Source organism: Streptomyces indicus (assembly GCF_900100315.1).
Lineage (GTDB): Bacteria > Actinomycetota > Actinomycetes > Streptomycetales > Streptomycetaceae > Streptomyces > Streptomyces indicus.
Map to the genome: position 1 here is coordinate 83,303 of NZ_FNFF01000005.1, position 15,962 is coordinate 99,264.

At 72.2% G+C, this 15,962-nt stretch carries 19 protein-coding genes and 1 riboswitch; of the genes, 12 read left to right on the forward strand and 7 right to left on the reverse strand.

What is annotated here, in order from left to right; translation table 11 throughout:
• Window positions 1-83: 83 nt before the first annotated feature.
• The 6 genes from BLT97_RS14895 (at window position 84) to yidD (ending at window position 3,574) form a co-directional block, all read left to right on the forward strand.
• Entirely contained in the window at window positions 84-641 is a 558-nt protein-coding gene (locus BLT97_RS14895) for a hemerythrin domain-containing protein (protein ID WP_093610172.1), read from the forward strand.
• 134 nt (window positions 642-775) lie between these two features.
• A complete protein-coding gene (locus BLT97_RS14900; protein WP_093610174.1) occupies window positions 776-949 on the forward strand; it encodes a hydrophobic protein in 174 nt (57 codons plus the stop codon).
• A 105-nt stretch (window positions 950-1,054) separates the two neighbouring features.
• Window positions 1,055-1,600 (forward strand): type 1 glutamine amidotransferase domain-containing protein, encoded by a 546-nt coding sequence (locus BLT97_RS14905; protein WP_093610176.1) that lies wholly within the window; start codon window positions 1,055-1,057, stop codon window positions 1,598-1,600.
• A gap of 96 nt (window positions 1,601-1,696) precedes the next feature.
• Window positions 1,697-2,134, forward strand: coding sequence for a hypothetical protein (locus BLT97_RS14910; RefSeq protein WP_093610178.1), 438 nt, complete (start codon window positions 1,697-1,699; stop codon window positions 2,132-2,134).
• A gap of 236 nt (window positions 2,135-2,370) precedes the next feature.
• Window positions 2,371-3,117 (forward strand): class I SAM-dependent methyltransferase, encoded by a 747-nt coding sequence (locus BLT97_RS14915; protein WP_093610180.1) that lies wholly within the window; start codon window positions 2,371-2,373, stop codon window positions 3,115-3,117.
• A gap of 163 nt (window positions 3,118-3,280) precedes the next feature.
• Complete coding sequence (gene yidD / locus BLT97_RS38995) at window positions 3,281-3,574, forward strand: membrane protein insertion efficiency factor YidD (RefSeq protein WP_093610882.1); 294 nt, start codon at window positions 3,281-3,283, stop codon at window positions 3,572-3,574.
• Window positions 3,575-3,621: 47 nt separating this feature from the next.
• On the opposite strand, the gene BLT97_RS14925 is transcribed toward yidD, so the two are convergent.
• Complete coding sequence (locus BLT97_RS14925; RefSeq protein ID WP_425442712.1) at window positions 3,622-5,211, reverse strand: FMN-binding glutamate synthase family protein; 1,590 nt, start codon at window positions 5,209-5,211, stop codon at window positions 3,622-3,624.
• 130 nt (window positions 5,212-5,341) lie between these two features.
• Window positions 5,342-6,649, reverse strand: a complete 1,308-nt coding sequence (locus BLT97_RS14930) for an alpha/beta fold hydrolase (protein WP_093610182.1) — start codon at window positions 6,647-6,649, stop codon at window positions 5,342-5,344.
• A gap of 159 nt (window positions 6,650-6,808) precedes the next feature.
• On the opposite strand from BLT97_RS14930, the gene BLT97_RS14935 reads away from it, so the two are divergent.
• Both BLT97_RS14935 and BLT97_RS14940 read left to right on the forward strand, forming a co-directional pair.
• Window positions 6,809-7,888 (forward strand): NAD(P)H-dependent amine dehydrogenase family protein, encoded by a 1,080-nt coding sequence (locus tag BLT97_RS14935; protein WP_093610184.1) that lies wholly within the window; start codon window positions 6,809-6,811, stop codon window positions 7,886-7,888.
• Window positions 7,885-8,367 carry a carboxymuconolactone decarboxylase family protein gene (locus tag BLT97_RS14940; protein ID WP_093610186.1) on the forward strand — a complete coding sequence of 161 codons (483 nt, stop codon included), beginning with the start codon at window positions 7,885-7,887 and terminating at the stop codon, window positions 8,365-8,367. Before BLT97_RS14935 ends, BLT97_RS14940 begins: the two co-directional genes overlap by 4 nt.
• Before the next feature lie 16 nt (window positions 8,368-8,383).
• On the opposite strand, the gene BLT97_RS14945 is transcribed toward BLT97_RS14940, so the two are convergent.
• The 4 genes from BLT97_RS14945 to BLT97_RS14960 form a co-directional block, all read right to left on the reverse strand.
• Window positions 8,384-8,863 carry a GNAT family N-acetyltransferase gene (locus tag BLT97_RS14945; RefSeq protein ID WP_093610188.1) on the reverse strand — a complete coding sequence of 160 codons (480 nt, stop codon included), beginning with the start codon at window positions 8,861-8,863 and terminating at the stop codon, window positions 8,384-8,386.
• 95 nt (window positions 8,864-8,958) lie between these two features.
• Window positions 8,959-9,480: a 2'-5' RNA ligase family protein gene (locus BLT97_RS14950; RefSeq protein ID WP_093610190.1), complete on the reverse strand. Its 522-nt coding sequence runs from the start codon at window positions 9,478-9,480 to the stop codon at window positions 8,959-8,961.
• A gap of 39 nt (window positions 9,481-9,519) precedes the next feature.
• Entirely contained in the window at window positions 9,520-10,179 is a 660-nt protein-coding gene (locus BLT97_RS14955) for a DinB family protein (RefSeq protein WP_093610192.1), read from the reverse strand.
• Between the two features lie 216 nt (window positions 10,180-10,395).
• Window positions 10,396-11,550, reverse strand: a complete 1,155-nt coding sequence (locus tag BLT97_RS14960; RefSeq protein WP_425442713.1) for an ABC-2 transporter permease — start codon at window positions 11,548-11,550, stop codon at window positions 10,396-10,398.
• 85 nt (window positions 11,551-11,635) lie between these two features.
• Here BLT97_RS14960 and BLT97_RS14965 point away from each other — a divergent pair, with 85 nt between their 5' ends.
• Together BLT97_RS14965 and BLT97_RS14970 are read left to right on the forward strand one after the other, a co-directional pair.
• Window positions 11,636-12,097 carry a MarR family winged helix-turn-helix transcriptional regulator gene (locus BLT97_RS14965; RefSeq protein ID WP_093610194.1) on the forward strand — a complete coding sequence of 154 codons (462 nt, stop codon included), beginning with the start codon at window positions 11,636-11,638 and terminating at the stop codon, window positions 12,095-12,097.
• Window positions 12,098-12,245: 148 nt separating this feature from the next.
• A riboswitch (guanidine-III (ykkC-III) riboswitch) is annotated at window positions 12,246-12,307 on the forward strand.
• A 13-nt stretch (window positions 12,308-12,320) separates the two neighbouring features.
• The gene (locus BLT97_RS14970) at window positions 12,321-12,635 is read left to right on the forward strand and encodes a DMT family transporter (protein WP_093610196.1); all 315 of its coding nucleotides are present in this window, start codon (window positions 12,321-12,323) and stop codon (window positions 12,633-12,635) included.
• A gap of 45 nt (window positions 12,636-12,680) precedes the next feature.
• On the opposite strand, the gene BLT97_RS14975 is transcribed toward BLT97_RS14970, so the two are convergent.
• Entirely contained in the window at window positions 12,681-13,631 is a 951-nt protein-coding gene (locus tag BLT97_RS14975) for a TetR/AcrR family transcriptional regulator C-terminal domain-containing protein (RefSeq protein WP_093610198.1), read from the reverse strand.
• Window positions 13,632-13,818: 187 nt separating this feature from the next.
• Between BLT97_RS14975 and BLT97_RS14980 the strand changes: the two genes are divergently transcribed.
• Together BLT97_RS14980 and BLT97_RS14985 are read left to right on the forward strand one after the other, a co-directional pair.
• Window positions 13,819-14,955 carry an FAD-dependent monooxygenase gene (locus tag BLT97_RS14980; RefSeq protein ID WP_093610200.1) on the forward strand — a complete coding sequence of 379 codons (1,137 nt, stop codon included), beginning with the start codon at window positions 13,819-13,821 and terminating at the stop codon, window positions 14,953-14,955.
• A 116-nt stretch (window positions 14,956-15,071) separates the two neighbouring features.
• A complete protein-coding gene (locus BLT97_RS14985) occupies window positions 15,072-15,863 on the forward strand; it encodes an alpha/beta fold hydrolase (RefSeq protein ID WP_093610202.1) in 792 nt (263 codons plus the stop codon).
• Window positions 15,864-15,962 lie beyond the last annotated feature (99 nt).

The window sequence follows — 15,962 nt, forward strand, 5'->3', positions numbered from 1 at the left end:
CGGTACGGATGCGGGGACGTTACGGGGCGCGTCGCGCGGGCACCCGGGCCGGGCAACTGCCCGTCCGAGGAAAGGGGCGCACCGTGAGCCACGGTGGCAACGTCATCCAGGAACTGACCGCCGACCACCGCGAAGTCGAGGACCTGTTCGCGCGGATCGACAAGCTCCCGCCGCGCGACCCCGGGCGCAAGCAGCTCGTCGACGAGCTGACGATCGAGCTCGTCCGCCACTCGGTGGCCGAGGAGCAGTATCTGTACCCGGCGGTCCGTGAGCATGTCAGCGGCGGGGACGCGCTCGCCGACAAGGAGATCGCCGACCACGCGCGCGTGGAGCAGTTGCTCAAGGACCTGGAGGGGTGCGAGGCCGACGACGACCACTTCGACGGTCTGGTCTCCCGACTGCAGGCGGAGGTCTCCGAGCATGTGGCGGACGAGGAGCAGCACCTGTTCGTGGAGCTCACCACCAGCTGCAGCCCGGACGCCCTGCACAAGCTGGGCGAGAAGGTGCGTACGGCGAAGAAGACCGCACCGACCCGGCCGCACCCCTCCTCGCCGAGCACCCCGCCCGCGAACAAGCTGCTCGCTCCCGGCGTCGGCCTCGTCGACCGGGTCCGCGACCACATCGGCGGCCGCGGCAAGTGACCGAGTCGCACCCGGCGGGTCTCGCACCCGGCAAGTGGCCGGTCCCACCCGGCAGGTGCCCGGTCGCACCCGGGAGTTTCACGGTGCGTGAGGCACCCCGGGTCGGGTACTCGGCGCCCAAGGAGGTTGATGACATGGTTCCCCTTCTTCTGGTACTGCTGCTGGCCCTCGTCCTGTTCGGCGCGGGCTTCGCCCTCAAGGCGCTGTGGATCGCCGCGCTGGTGGTGCTCGTGCTGTGGCTCGTGGGCTTCATGGCGCGTACGCCGGCGACCGGCGGCGGCCGCAGGGCGCGCTGGTACCGCTGGTAGCCGACGACGGCTGCCGCTTGTGCGGGGCGGGGGTGCGGACAGCCGCACCGCCGCCCCGTACGCACAACTCCCCGTCCGCACCCCCACGTTGATCGGAGCACTCCCATGCGCGTCGCTTTCCTGGTCGCCCCCGAAGGGGTGGAGCAGAGCGAGCTGACCGAACCGTGGCAGGCGACCCGGCAGGCCGGTCACACCCCCGTGCTCGTGAGCACCGGCCCCGAGGACATCCAGGCCTTCGAGCACCTCGACAAGGGCGACACCTTCCCCGTCGACGAGACCCTGGCCGACAGCGACCCCGCCGACTTCGCCGCGCTCGTGCTGCCCGGCGGGGTGGCCAACCCCGACTTCCTGCGCATGGACGCCCGCGCCGTCGCGTTCGTGCAGGGCTTCTTCCGCAACGGCAAGCCCGTGGCCGCGATCTGCCACGCACCGTGGCTGCTGGTCGAGGCGGACATGGTCCGCGCCCGCACGCTCACCTCGTGGCCGAGCCTGCGCACGGACATCCGCAACGCGGGCGGGAACTGGCAGGACGCGCCGGTGAAGGTCTGCGAGGCCGCACCCGGACCGCTGATCACCAGCCGCAAGCCGGACGACCTCAAGTCCTTCTGCGACGCCCTCCTGACCGAACTCGCCCGCCACCAGGCCGCCTGACCGCACCCGCGGCGACACCGACTGAACTCTCCCGCCCGCAGGGCACTTTGCGACCAGGCCGTACGGTGGTCACCTCGTCGGAGTCCAGGGGGTGCCGTGAAGGCGTGGAGACTGCTGGCACTGCTTCCGGTGGTGCTGGCCGGCGGCTGCGGTGACGGCACACGCACCTGCACGCTGATCGGCGGGGATTCGGGAGTCACCCTGCGCTGGGAGACCGCCGACTTCGCCGGGCGGGCCCAGGACGGCTCGGGCACGCTGCGGCTGCGCGCCTGCGCCGGTGAGGTCTGCGAGGAACGTTCCGTGGCCGCGAACGACCCCGATCCCCTGCCGTGGATGTCCGTCGAGCTCGACGAGGACATCGGCGAGGTGACCGTCCCCGTACGGTTCACGATCACAGCGGACGGCGAGGAGCTGTTCGACGACCGCGCCGAGGTGAAGCTGCGCAAGTCGACGCCCAACGGCGAGGGTTGCTCGCCGACGCTGTACCAGGGCGGGCTGACGGCGGATCCGGAGCGTGGGCTCGTCGCGGGCTGAGTCCGCCGGAAACCCGTCGAAAAACCCGCCCCGGACGACCGCTCAGACCCCTCCCACGGGCCCTCGAAGGCGCCTTCAGCGCACGTACACCGGCTCGCACAAGGACCCGCCCGACCACCGCGGCACAGGCCCGCCACGGGCCGCCCAGGCGATCCGCACACCACCTCTGACCTGGGCTTTCCCTTCCCCGACGACTAAGATCGTGGCACACACGAAGGGGCCGACAAGGGGTGGGAATGACACGGGACATACACACCGTCGATGACGTCATGACGATGCTCGACGGGCTGTTCTCCGAAGGCGCGGACCGCTGGACCGATGAGGGCTCCGCGTGGTGGGACGGCTTCTACGCCGACCGCTCCAAGCCGGTCCCGTTCTTCGTGCCCAAGCCGGACGAAAGCCTCGCGGCACAGGTGGAGTCGGGCGGCATCGCGCCCGGCCGGGTGCTCGAACTCGGCTGCGGCCCCGGCCGCAACGCGCTGTACCTCGCCGGCAAGGGCTTCGACGTGGACGCCGTCGACCTCTCCCCCGCCGCCCTGGACTGGGCGCGGGAGCGGGCCCGTGAGGCCGGGGCGCAGGTCCGCTTCCACCACGGCGACATCTTCGGGCCGGTGCTCGCCGGCAAGGGCCCGTACGACCTCGTGTACGACTCGGGGTGCTTCCACCATCTGCCGCCGCACCGCCGGGTCGGCTATCTCGCGCTGCTCGACCGCGTGCTGGCCCCGGGCGGCCACTTCATGCTCACCTGCTTCGCCGCGGGCGGCATGGGCTGCGAGCTCCCGGACGCCCAGCTGTACCGGGACCGCTCCCTGCACGGCGGACTCGCCTACACGGAGGAGGCCCTGCGCAGGGTCTTCGGTGCGTACGAGCCCGTCGAACTGCGCCTGATGCGGGCCCAGTCGGACGAGTCCGCGTACTTCGGCGAGGATTTCCTGTGGACGGGGCTGTTCCGCAAGAGCGGGGGCGAGGCGGGCCGTGAGTGAGGGCCGGGACCGGCCGCGGAAGCTGCGGCACGGGTACAGCAGTGAGCCCCGGCGGTCGCGGTCCGAGGACGAGGGCTGCGTGGCCGGCTGTCTCGACACGCATCTGTGGTGGTCGTACGCGAGCCGCTGCTGTCCCTGCAACTGGGGCTCACTGGCCGCCATGATGCTGCTCCTGCTGCACCCGCCGCGCGCCGCCGCCCGCAGACCGGACCCCGCGGCGCCACGCCCGGCCGGACGGGTCGCGGCCGCCCTGTACGCAGGCGTGCGGCACTACCGCGTCGAGGTCAGCCCACGAACGCCCAACTCCTGTCTGTACGCACCGAGTTGTTCGACCTACGCCGTCAAAGCCCTGCACCGGCACGGCGCGCTGCGGGGCGCGTGGCTGACCGTACGGCGGCTCGCGCGCTGCCGGCCCGGGGCCGCGCGCCGACGGGGGTTCACCGATCCGGTTCCGTGACGGCGGCGGAGTTCGCCGGTCCGGTCCCTTGACGGCGGCGGGCCGGATCAGGCCGTGAACGCGTCCGGGTCCGCCCGGTCCCAGGCCCGCGCCCACTCGTCCGGGAGCCCGCGCCCTTCGAGGAGGGCTCCCGGTTCGAGCCAGGTGAACAGGTCGGCGTACGAGGTGACGCGTTCGTGCGAGACGCGGCGGCGCAGCATGTGCGGCCGCAGCAGACCCGGGTCGTCCACACCCATCGCGGCCATGATCTCGAGGGCGCTGTGCACGGTGGCCTCCTGGAAGCGCCGTACGCGCCGGTACTTGTCCTCCACATCGAGCGCCCCGGCCCGGGCCGGGTCCTGCGTGGCCACACCGACCGGACAGGTGTTGGTGTGGCAGCGCTGCGCCTGGATGCAGCCGACGGCGAACATCATCGCGCGGGCCGCGTTGGTGTAATCGGCGCCCTGGATCAGGCGTTTGACGATGTCCGCGCCCGTCGCGACCTTGCCGCTCGCGCCGATCCGCACGCGGTCGCGCAGGCCGGTCCCGACGAGGGCGTTGTGCACGATGTTCAGGCCCTCGGTCAGCGGGGTGCCCACATGGTCCACGAACTCCATCGGGGCCGCCCCGGTGCCGCCTTCGGCGCCGTCGACCACGATGAAGTCCGGCCAGATCTGCTCTTCGAGCGCGGCCTTGCAGACGGCGAGGACATCGCGCCGGGTGCCCACGCACAGCTTGAATCCTGCCGGTTTGCCGCCCGCGAGTTCCCGCATGTGCCCGATGAAGCGGACGAGTTCGCGCGGGGTCGAGAAGACCTGGTGGTATCCGGGCGAGATGACGGTCTCGCCCTCCGGTACGTCGCGTACGCGGGCGACCTCGGCGTTCACCTTCGCCCCCGGCAGCACACCGCCCTTGCCCGGCTTGGCGCCCTGGGAGAGCTTCAGCTCCACGCAGCGCACGGCGTCCTGCGCGGCCTTCTCGGCGAACTCCCGCTCGTCGAAGCCCCCTGCGTCGGTGCGGCAGCCGAAGTAGCCGGTGCCGATCTCCCACACCAGGTCGCCGCCGTGGCGCAGGTGGTACTCGGAGATGCCGCCCTCGCCGGTGTCGTGCGCGAACCCGCCCTCGGACGCGCCCCGGTTGAGCGCGAGGATCGCCTGCGGGGAGAGCGAGCCGAAGCTCATCGCCGACACGTTCAGAAGCGCCATGTCGTACGGCTGCGCGCAGGTCGCCGCGCCCAGCCGCACGGTCGGCGGCCGCTCGGGCACCGGCGTGGGCTTGACCGAGTGCGTGAAGTACTCGTAGCCCGGCTCGTACACCGACAGCTGGGTGCCGAAGGGGTCGTCGCCGAAGACGCCCTTGGCCCGCTCGTAGACCGTCTCGCGGGTCTCGCGGTCGAAGGGCCGCCCGTCGTAGTGCCGCTCGATGAAGTACTGCTGCACCTCGGGCCTGATCAGCTCCATCAGATAGCGCAGGTGCCCGATGACCGGGTAGTTCCGCAGCACGGAGTGGCGGCGCTGGAGCACGTCGTACGTGCCGACGGCGGTGCAGCCGAGGAGCGGCGCGGCGAGCAGCCACCACCAGGGTGAAACGGCCATCGCCAGGGCGGCGCAGCCCAGCGCCACGAGGGCGAGCGCCGCCACGATTCCTCTGCGCAGCACGACGGCTCCTTCCGGCCGGGCGCCTGGTCCGCGCGGCCGCGCTCAGCTCCGCCGCCGCGTTCCGACGCTACGGCGGCCCGGCGGCGGGTGCCCGCCGAGCCGGGGCGGCCGGGTCACAGCTCACCTTGGGTCAGAGCTCGCCCCGCACCAACCCCAGCGCCCGGTCCAGGACCCGCGTGCCACCGGCCCGCACGCCGTCGTGCTCGTACTCGTCCGTCACCCAGGTGCGCAGGCCCCGGATCGCACGCGCCGTCTCAAGCGAGTGGGCGGTGTCCACGTACATGTCGTCGTGGTACACCACCGCCGCGACCGGCACCTCGTTGCGCGCCAGGACCTCCGGGGCGTAGAGCCGGTCCGGCCAGTCGGTGCGGGCGGCGAGCAGGTCGGCCGTCTCGCGCAGCGGGGCGAGTGCGGGGTCGGCCCCGAACATCCACGGGTGGATGGATTCACCGGTGAACAGCAGCGGCGCCCCGTCGGCCAGCGCCTTCTCCGCGTCGAACTGCGGGAACTCGGCCCGTACGCGCTCGGCCGCCCAGGCGGTGGCCTGCCCGCCCTGGGCGTAGATGGCCTCGTGGAGCACCGCGTACAGGGGCCGCGCCGCGAAGGAGAGCGCCGTCTGGACCTCCTCCTGGAAGGTGTCCGAGAAGGCGGGGCCGTGCGGGGTGCGGACGAAGGCGTTCTCCAGGAGGTAGTGCAGCCGGTGGCTGCCGTCGCCGGTGCCGAGCATCATGCCGAGCGACTGGAAGGCCTCGACGCCCAGGCGGTAGCCGCCGTTCAGCGTGACGGGCCCGTGCTCGACGAGGTGGGCGGCGATCGCGCGGGCCCGGTCCACGTCCTGCGGGTAGCGGGCGTAGTGCGCGGCGACCTTGCGCGCGACGCGCGGGTAGCCGGCGCGGTACACGTCGTCGGCGCTCGCGTCGAGCGAGGGCAGTCCGCCGGTGATCAGGACCTCGGCGAGCCCTTCGGGCGCCGCGGACAGGTAGTGCACGGCGCAGAAGCCGCCGAAGCTCTGGCCGAGCACCGACCAGGGCGCACCGCCGGTCAGCTCGCGCCGGATCAGCTCGCAGTCGCGCACGATCGCGTCGGCGCGGAAGTGGGCCAGGTAGTCCGCCTGTTCCCGCGGTCCGCCGCGCAGGGCCAGGGTCTGCCGGTCGGCGGGGGTGGAGCGGCCCGTGCCGCGCTGGTCGAGCAGCAGCACCCGGTAGTCCTTGAGCGCCCGCTCCAGCCAGGCCTGTGCGCCGACGAACCGGCGCGCCTTGCAGCCGGGGCCGCCCTCCAGGTAGACGAGCCACGGCAGATCCTCGCCCGCCTTGCCGGGGTGGACCACTTCCCGTCCGTACACCTCGATGGTCTCGCCGCCCGGCCGGTCGTGGTCGAGCGGCACGGTGAAGACACGATCGGTGAGGACGGCACCCGGCTGGCGGTACGAGAGGGTCATGGGGCGGCTCCTGGAGTGGACGGTGCGCGGGGCCTCCCAGTCCATCACAGGGGGCCTCGCGGGTGCGCCGCAGGGCACGTCGAGCACCGTTCTGACGGCCCGTCAAATCCTTCGGTCAAGGCTCTACCAACCGCAGGGGCCGACAGCTACCCTCCGCGCATGATTTCCACGGTTGTCTGGGGTACCGGAAATGTCGGCCGCCTGGCCATCCGCGCGGTCGACGCGCACCCCGAGCTCGAACTCACCGACGTGATCGTGCACAGCCCGGACAAGGTGGGCCGCGACGCCGGCGAACTCGGCCATCTGGACGCCGAGACGGGTGTCGCGGCGACCGACGACATCGACGCGGTGCTCGCCAGGAAACCCCGCGCCGTGGTGTACGCGGCCTCCGGCGACCTGCGGCCCGACGAGGCGCTCGCCGACATCGGCCGGGCCCTGCGGGCCGGTGCGGTGGTCGTCACCTGCGCCCTGTACGGCCTCTACGACATCCGCAACACCCCGGACGAGCTGCGCCGGCCGCTGCTCGACGCGGTCGAGGAGGGCGGCGGCTCGCTGTTCGTCTCCGGTGTCGACCCGGGTTGGGGCAACGACATCCTGCCGGCGCTGCTCAGCGGCCTCGGCTCGCGGATCGACGCCATCCGCTGCCAGGAGATCTTCGACTACTCCACGTACGAACAACCCGACGCGGTCCGCTACTCGGTCGGCTTCGGCCAGCCCCTGGACTACATGGCGCCGATGCTCATCGAGACGGTGCCGACGATGATCTGGGGCGGCCAGCTGCGCCTGATGGCCCGCGCGCTCGGCGTCGAGCTGGAGGACATCCGCGAGACGATGGAGCGCCGGCCGCTGGAGGAGACCGTCTCCACGCCGTCGATGGGCGAGTTCGAGGCGGGCACGCAGGGCGCGATCCGTTTCGAGGTGCAGGGCATCGTCGACGGCGAGCCGCGTCTCGTGATCGAGCACGTCACGCGGATCCACCCCTCGTGCGCCCCGGACTGGCCGCAGCCCGCGAACGGCTCCGGCGCCCACCGCGTGATCATCGAGGGACAGCCGCGGATCGAGGTCTCCGTCGAGGCGACCGACGAGGGCGAGAACCGCTCGGCGGGCGGCAACGCCACCGCGGTGGGCCGCCTGGTCGGCGCGATCGACTGGCTCGCCCAGGAACCGCCCGGACTCTACGACGCACTCGACGTCCCGCTGCGGCCCGCGGTCGGGCGACTCGGAAGGAAGCAGTCATGATCATCGACATTCCCGACGGCCAGGAGCCCATCGGCTACGTCTGGGACGACATGGTCCCGCACATCGGGCGGGCCGCCGCCGCGTACTCGCTGTCCGTGTACGCCCATTCGACCCTGGGCCTCAGGGAGTTCGAGGCGGCCCGGCTGCGGATCGCGCAGATCAACGGGTGCACGCTCTGCCTGGACTGGCGCACCGAGCGCGACGGCGAGGAGAAGGTCGAGGACTCCTTCCTCGAAGCCGTCGAGCAGTGGCGCACGACCGACGCGTTCGACGACCGTACGCGCCTGGCGGCCGAGTACGCGGAGCGCTACGCGGTCGACCACCACAATCTCGACGAGGAGTTCTGGGACCGGATGACGGCCCACTACTCGCAGAAGGAGATCGTGGAGCTGAGCATGAGCATCGGCTCGTGGCTGGCCTTCGGCCGGCTCAACCACGTCCTCGGCATCGACGCGGTGTGCAAGCTGCCCACGGCGTGAACGGCCGTTGCCCCGCTCAGAGTTGTCTGCGGTAGGCGAGTCCCGGCCGGCCGTCGACGACGAGCGCTCCGGTGACCTCGAATCCGCTGCGGGTGAGCACGGTCTGCGAGGCGGGGTTGTCCTCGGTGGTGACGGCGCGCAGCGCGGTGAGGCCGTACTCCTCGGCGGCGAGCGCGCACACCTGCCGTACGGCCGCGGTCGCGAGCCCGCGGCCGCTCGCGGCCTTCGCGATGCGGTAGCCCAACTCGGCCTCGCCGTCGGCCGCGTCGACCAGATTGACCCGGCCGAGGACGGCCCCTTCGGTGTCCACGAGGACATGAAAGTGGCACACGCCCGCGTCCTGTTCCGCGAGCCGGTCGCGCAGCAGCGCGTCGAACTCGGCGAAGAAGGCATCGCCGCGGTCGGGCACGGAGGCGGCGAAGTGGGCCCGGTTCTCCTGTTCGAAGGCGAGCAGGGCCGGTGCGTGGGCGAGGCTCAGGCGTTGCAGTACGGGCATGCGGAGACTGTACGTGGGGGCGTGATCCCGCGCCTCGGGTTATCGGGACACGGATGCGCCAGGTGCGACCGGCACCTCCTGCACGGTCCGGGCACTCACGCGGCCTGCGCTCCGTGCAGGGGAAAGCGCCGCACCACCGTGAACTCCGGCGGCATTCCCGGCCGGTACTCGGTCTCGGTCCGCAGCAGCTCCCCCACCGTGACCCGCGCCCCGACGTACCGTCCGGCGAGCGCGGCCCAGCAGCTCGCGCCGCGTGCGCTCGTCCGGGGATGGGCGAGCGTGACGTGGGCGGGAAGGTCGCGCCGGAGCAGCGGCGGGGCGAGCAGCCGCGTCCGCAGACGCGCCCAGCCGCCGTCCACGTCGTCCACCGCCACGTACACCCCCTGCGTCCCGTCGCCGACGGCCCGGACCTCGCCGAGGCCGAGCCTGAACGGCCCGCCGTCGGCGGCGAGTTGCTCCGCACGCTCGATCAGCAGCCGCTCGTCGGCGGTCTCCTCGGGGTACGCGACGGTCACATGGGCCGGGACCGCGGCGGCCATGACCGGATCCCAGTCGGCCCGCCACCGCTCGATCCGCCCGACCGCTCCCAGGACCACGCACAGGTGCCGTCGTCTCATGGCCGTACCGTAGTCCGGCCCGTCCTCCCGCGGACCGGGTCAGCCCTGATCCGCCTCCTTGGCGGCGGCCTCGACGCGGTCGTAATGGGTCTGCCACCAGCTCGCCTCCGTCGAGGGCAGGTTCTCGTTGCCCTGGCGCATGCCCACCGAGCCGTCGACGAGTTCGCGGACGATGTCGGCGTGCCCGGCGTGCCGGTGGGTCTCGGCGATCATGTGGACGAGGATCTGCTCCAGCGTGACCTCCCTGCGCTCGGGGTGCCACCACGGCACCCGGCCCGGGGCGCCCAGCGCGAGTGCGTCGACGGTCGCGTCCGAGTGCCGCCACACCCGGCGGTAGAGATCCTCGATCTCCTCGCGCGACTCCTCGGGCGTGGCCCACATGTCGGCGTTGTCCTCGGCGTCCTCGGCCATCCACGGCAGCTCCTGGGGGAAGGGCCGGCCGAACACGTCGCCCAGATACCCCGCCTCCGTGCCGGCCACGTGCTTCACCAGACCGAGCAGGTTCGTGCCCGTGGGTGTGAGCGGGCGCCGCAGGTCGTACTCCGACAGCCCTTCCAGCTTCCAGAGCAGGGCCTCGCGAGCGGACTGGAGGTAGCGCTGGAGATGGGCCTTGGCCTGCGGGTCGGCGCCCGGGGGCGCCACCTCGGCGGCCTGGTCGGGTGCGGGACGGCCGGACGGCTGGTGCGTGGTCGAAGTCATGCGCGCAGTCTGGCATTCGACGCGATCGGCGTCGCCCGGATATCGGGGCCGTACGCGGGTCTGGTAGGCGGATCTCGTACGCGATGCCCCGCCGCGTCGTGGCCACCTCCCCGCATGCGAAAGGCCGCGCGTCCCCGGCACGGGAACACGCGGCCTCGTTCACGGATCCGGCCGTCTCGGACGGCGACCGGCAGCCTCGGAGGGCGTCCGGCAGCCTCAGACGGCGACCGCCTCCTCCATCTCCTCTTCCTCCTCGGCCCGTTCGCGGGAAGCGTCCTTGCGGGCCTGCGGCGCCGGCCCGGACGCCGAGACGTTCTGCGCGCCCTCGACCGCGGCCGCCGCCGTCCGGCGCCGCTCCGTGAGCCCGGCGACGACGACCACGCCCAGGGCGACCACCAGCCAGGCCGCCAAGGTCCACACGTGCCGCGCCAAATCGTGGCCTCCGAAGTAGACGAGCGAGCGGACGCCCTCGATGAACCCGGCGCCGTTCCAGAAGGCGTGCAGCGAACCGAAGAAGCCGTTCTGCAGCTCGGGCCGGAAGATCCCGCCCGAGCTCGTGAAGTTGAGCATCACGAACAGGACCATCACGCCGAGCGTCGTCCAGCGCTTGAGGAAGGTGTGCAGCCCCACGCCGAGGAACAGGATCCCGGCCGCGTACAGCCAGGACATCGCCCACAGGCCCCACAGGTGGTGGTCGACGAGGTGGAAGACCGGTCCGGCGAAGGCGGTGCCGATCAGGCTGACGACGAAGGAGGTTCCGGCGACGAAGAGGGCCCGGATCCGCATCGGCAGCGCGCCGCCCGCGGCGCCGAGGGCGGCCACCGAGGCGTAGGAACCGATGCTCAGCGCGACCAGCAGGAAGAAGACACCCTGGCCCGTGGGGTCGCCGGCGGCCGGCGGCACCACGTCGGTGACGTGCAGCGGCTTGCCCTGCTTCTCGGCCACCGGCGTGAAGACCTTCTCCGCGGCGGTGGCGCTGGTGTCGGATCCGGCGGTGGCCACGAGCAGGCCGGAGCTGTCCGGCAGGTACGCGCCGGCGATGTCACGGGTCTTCAGCGCCTGCTCGGCCGCCGCGCGGTCGGGCAGGGTCCGCACGTCGAGCGCGTCGCCGGTCCTGTCGTGCAGCTCCTGCGCGAGGACCCGCACCTCGGCCCCGCTGCCGACGACCGCGACGGGCAGCAGGTGGGGCTCCGGGTGGGCGAAGGCGCCAAGGTAGGCGAGGCCCATGCCGAGGCACATCAGGAGCGGTGTGAGCAGGTGCGTGACGACATGGCGCAGGGTGCCGGGCGGCGCCGAGCCGAGCAGGCGCGCCTTGGGCGCCGCCTGGGCCGGGTGGTGGGTTCCGTGATCCTGCCGGTGTGTTCCGCTCACGTCTGCGTTCCTCAGAGCTGATAGTTGGCTTTTACAACCGTTTCGATGGATGTACTCTACAACTACTTATTCCGAGGGAGCAACCATGACCGGTTCGGCAGGCGCGGCGGACGAGCAGGGGCGCGAGGACGCGGTGGCCACCATCCAGCGCGAGCTCACCGCCTTCGCCCGGCGCGCACGGGCGGCCGCGGCACGGATGCATCCGGAGCTGTCGCTGGTGTCGTTCACGCTGCTCGCCCACCTCGAGGACCAGGGCGGCTGTCGCGCCACGGACCTGGCCGCGTATTACCTCCTCGACAAGTCGACCGTGAGCCGGCAGGTGGCCGCGCTGGAGCGGGCCGGGCATGTCGAGCGCAGGACCGATCCCGACGACCACCGCATGCAGCTGCTGCATCTGACCGAGCAGGGCGAGCAGGTGCTCGCCCAGGCCGCCGACCGGCGCAGCCAGGCCTTCCACGCCCGTCTCGCGGACTGGGAACCGGCCGAACTCGACCGGTTCGCGGCCTACTTGACCCGCTACAACGACGAGGCGGACTCCCCCGCCTAGCCCGTTGCGACCTCGTCTCGACCCCGGGCCGCGGCAGGGGGTCCGGTGCCCGCCGCGCGATGGTCTGAAGGCCGCCGCGGCAGGGCCTGGTGGCCGAGGTCACCACGGGCGACATGGCCCGCTTCCGCCCGTTTGTGCGATCATGGCGGCAGAGCCCCAACCGGCTCCCGGACGAGGCGCGCCGTACCCGGATGTTGACGACGGTGCCTAGGGAGTCGTCGTCATGGCATGGATCGTTCTGGTCATCTCCGGCATGCTCGAGGCCGTCTGGGCCACCGCACTGGGCAAGTCCGAGGGCTTCTCGCGCGTCGTACCGACCGTGATCTTCGGCGTGGGGCTCGTCGCGAGCATGGGCGGTCTCGCCTTCGCTCTGCGCACGCTCCCGGTGGGCACCGGGTACGCGGTCTGGGTCGGCATCGGCGCGGTCCTCACCGTCACATACGCGATGATCTTCGACGGTGAGCCCGTCTCGGCTCTGAAGCTGCTCTTCCTCGCCGGCATCGTCGGCTGCGTGGTCGGCCTGAAGGTCCTGCACTGAGCCGGCCGTAGCCACCAGTGATGCGGCCGGCCGTCCAGCTCGGGCTCAGGATTCGGCCGGTCGCCTGGCGTCGATCAGCGCCGCCACTCCGTCCAGGAACCGTTCCAGTCCGTACGCGAAGAGCGAGTCGACCCCGATCTCCACGCCCGGGGCCCGGCGTACGGACTGGAAGGCAGCCAGGGCGCCGTCGGTGAGCAGTCTGCTCAACTCGGCCTCCCGTGCGCGCAGCCACTGCTCGCCGTCCCGCCCGGTGTCGCGCGTCGCCGCCGCCTCCGCCTCCAGGTCGGCGGCGGCGCCCCGCACGTAGCCGAAGAGCGTGACCGCCGTGTGCATGCGGGCGTTGTCGTCGAGCCCGAGGCCGTCGAGGGCACGCAGCATCGCGTCGATGTGCATCATGCCGTGCGGCACGAGCAGCGGCCGGCTCAGGCTCATGGTGCGGGCCAGCCACGGGTGCGCCTGATAGAGGCCCCACTGCGTGTGCGCGCACTGCTCGAGGCGTTCACGCCACCCTTCGTACGCGGCGGGCAGCGGGCGTCCCGCGAAGGCGGCGTCGGCCATGAGGGCGATCAGCTCGTCCTTGTTGCGCACATGGCGGTAGAGGGACATCGTCGCGGTGTCCAGGGCGGTGGCGATCCGGCGCATGGTCAGCGCCTGGAGTCCCTCCGCGTCGGCGATCCGGAGCGCGGTGCGGACGATCTCCGCCTGCGGGCCCTCCGGGCCGGGCTCCACAGGCTCGGTCCGGGGCTTCCGTCTTCCCGGTGTCACCGTCTCGGCGACCACCCTCTCGGCGACCACCGTGCCGACGCCCGGCACCGCGCGCACCAGCCCCCTCTGCTGCAACGCGGCAAGGACCTTCGTGGCGGTGGCGATGGCCACACCCCAGCGCAGCCGGATCTGCCGGGTGGACGGCACACGGTCGCCCGGCCTCAACTCCCCCGTCTCGATCCGCGCTTCCATCGTGTCCGCGATCCTCAGATACGGCGGCCGCTCGGCCATCCTGGCCCCTCCCCGCTCCCACTGCCCTAGTGCACTCAAGCTAGCGCACTAGGACGGATTGACGTCAACTCCCCTAGTGGCAGGACTACTTGCTTCGTACGTTGTACGCAACGGGACCGCGTACGCCACGTACGCAAGGTCTCCGCACCCCTCCGACGTACACGCATCTGCCTTCGAGGAGCCCACCATGAACATCCTCATCTCCGGAGCCGGCGTCGCGGGCCAGGCCCTCGCCTACTGGCTGCACCGGCACGGCCACACCGCCACGGTCGTCGAACGCGCCCCTCGGCTGCGCGACGGCGGCTTCGCGGTCGACTTCCGCGGCGAGGCACTCGACGTCCTCGACCGGATGGGGCTGCTCGGTCAAGTCCGGGCCCTGGACACGCAGATGGGCGACGCGACCATGGTGGACGCGGACGGCAGGCCGTACGCCACCCTGCCCGCCGTCGTGTACGCGGGCGATCTGGAGATCCTGAAGGGCGACCTCACGCGGCTGCTGCACGAGGTGACGTGCGACGTCGCCGAGTACGTGTTCGGCGACTCGGTGACGCGCCTGGAGGAACAGGCGGACGGGGTCCGCGTGGAGTTCGAGCGGGGCGCTCCCCGCACCTTCGACCTCGTGGTCGGTGCGGACGGGCTGCACTCGCGCACGCGGGCGCTCGCGTTCGGCCCCGAGGAGCGGTTCCTGCGCCATCTCGGGATCTACTCGGCCGTGTTCAGCCTGGACAACTATCTGGGTCTGGAGCACACAGGCCTGTTGTACAGCGTGCCCGGCAAGGCCGCGAACATCTTCAGCGCGCGCGGCAACACGGAGGCGCGGGCCGCCCTGCACTTCGCCTCGGAGCGCTTCGCGTACGACCGGCACGATCTGGCGGAGCAACGGCGGATCCTGGCCCGGCGCTTCGCCGGCGAGGGCTGGGAGATCCCCCGGCTGCTGCGAGAGGTGGCGGCCTGCGAGGACCTGTACTTCGACGCCAATGCCCAGGTGGAGATGGAGAGCTGGTCCAGGGGCCGGATCACGCTGCTCGGCGACGCCGGGTACTGCGCGGCGCCCACCTCGGGCCGCGGCACCTCGCAGGCGCTGATCGGCGCGTATGTGCTCGCGGGCGAACTCGCCGCCGCGGGCGGCGATCACGTGCGGGCCTTCGCCGCGTACGAGCGTGAGATGCGGGGCTTCGTGGCCGAGCACCAGAAGGCGGGACGCGAGGGCGCGGAGGCCTTCTTCATGGGCACGCCCACGCAGGAGCTCCTTGACATGCTCGCCGCGGGCATGCCGCACACGGAGCGCGGCGCCGTGGTCCGGCTCAAGGACTACCCCGCGTGAACCGCTCGGGTCGCGGTCTGCCTGCAGGGACTTGAACCTCCCCCGAGGGGAGCTCCTACCGTGCACTCCGGCGCGGCGGCCCGACGATCCGGCCGCCGCGGGAGAGGAGCGAGGTCATGACGGGCAACGCGGGATACGTCCTCGTATCGGGCGGCTACACGGGCGGCTGGATCTGGCGCGATGTCGCCGCACAGCTGCGGGACACGGGCGCGGAGGTGCATCCGGGGACCCTCACCGGGTACGGGGACCGGCGCCATCTCGCCACGCCGGCCACGGACTTGGCGACGCACATCGAGGACGTGGTGCAGCTGATCGACCACGCCGACGCACCGAAACTCGTCCTCGTCGGGCACTGCTACGGCATCTTCCCGGTGCTCGGCGCCGCCGACCGCAGGCCCGAGCGCGTCGAGCGGATCGTGTACGTGGACACCGGCGCACCCGAGGACGGCGAATCGGTGCTCGACGTGGCACCGGAGGAGGCCTCCGACCACGTGACGGGGCGGATCGCGCGCAGCGAGGACGGTCATACGCTGCTGCCTCCGCCGCTCACGGACACGATGACCTGGGGCAGCCTGGAGGGCATCGACGAGGCGGGGCGTGAACGGCTCGCGCGCCTGGCCGCGCCCCAGCCCATCGGGACCCTCACCCAGCCCTTGCGCCTGACCGGCAAGGCGCTCGAACTGCCCGCGTCCGGTGTCTTCTGCACCGCGAACGGGATGAGCATCGCGCTCGTGGAGGCCGTGATCGCTGCGGGTGACCGTCGTGCGCAGCGGCTGCTCGACGGCGATGTCACGCTCTTCGACCTGCCGACCGGGCACTGGCCGATGCTGTCGGCGCCCGGCGCGCTGGCCGAGGTGCTGCTGCGGGCGGCGGCCGGCGAGGGGCACCGGCCGGCCGCCGCGTCCTGACCGCGCACGCGTGGGCCCGGCAGGCGTCACCGCAAGCCGGGCCCTGAGCCCAAGCACTCGTGGCGCCGCGCCGGGCCCGTGCGCGCGCCGCCGTTCGGT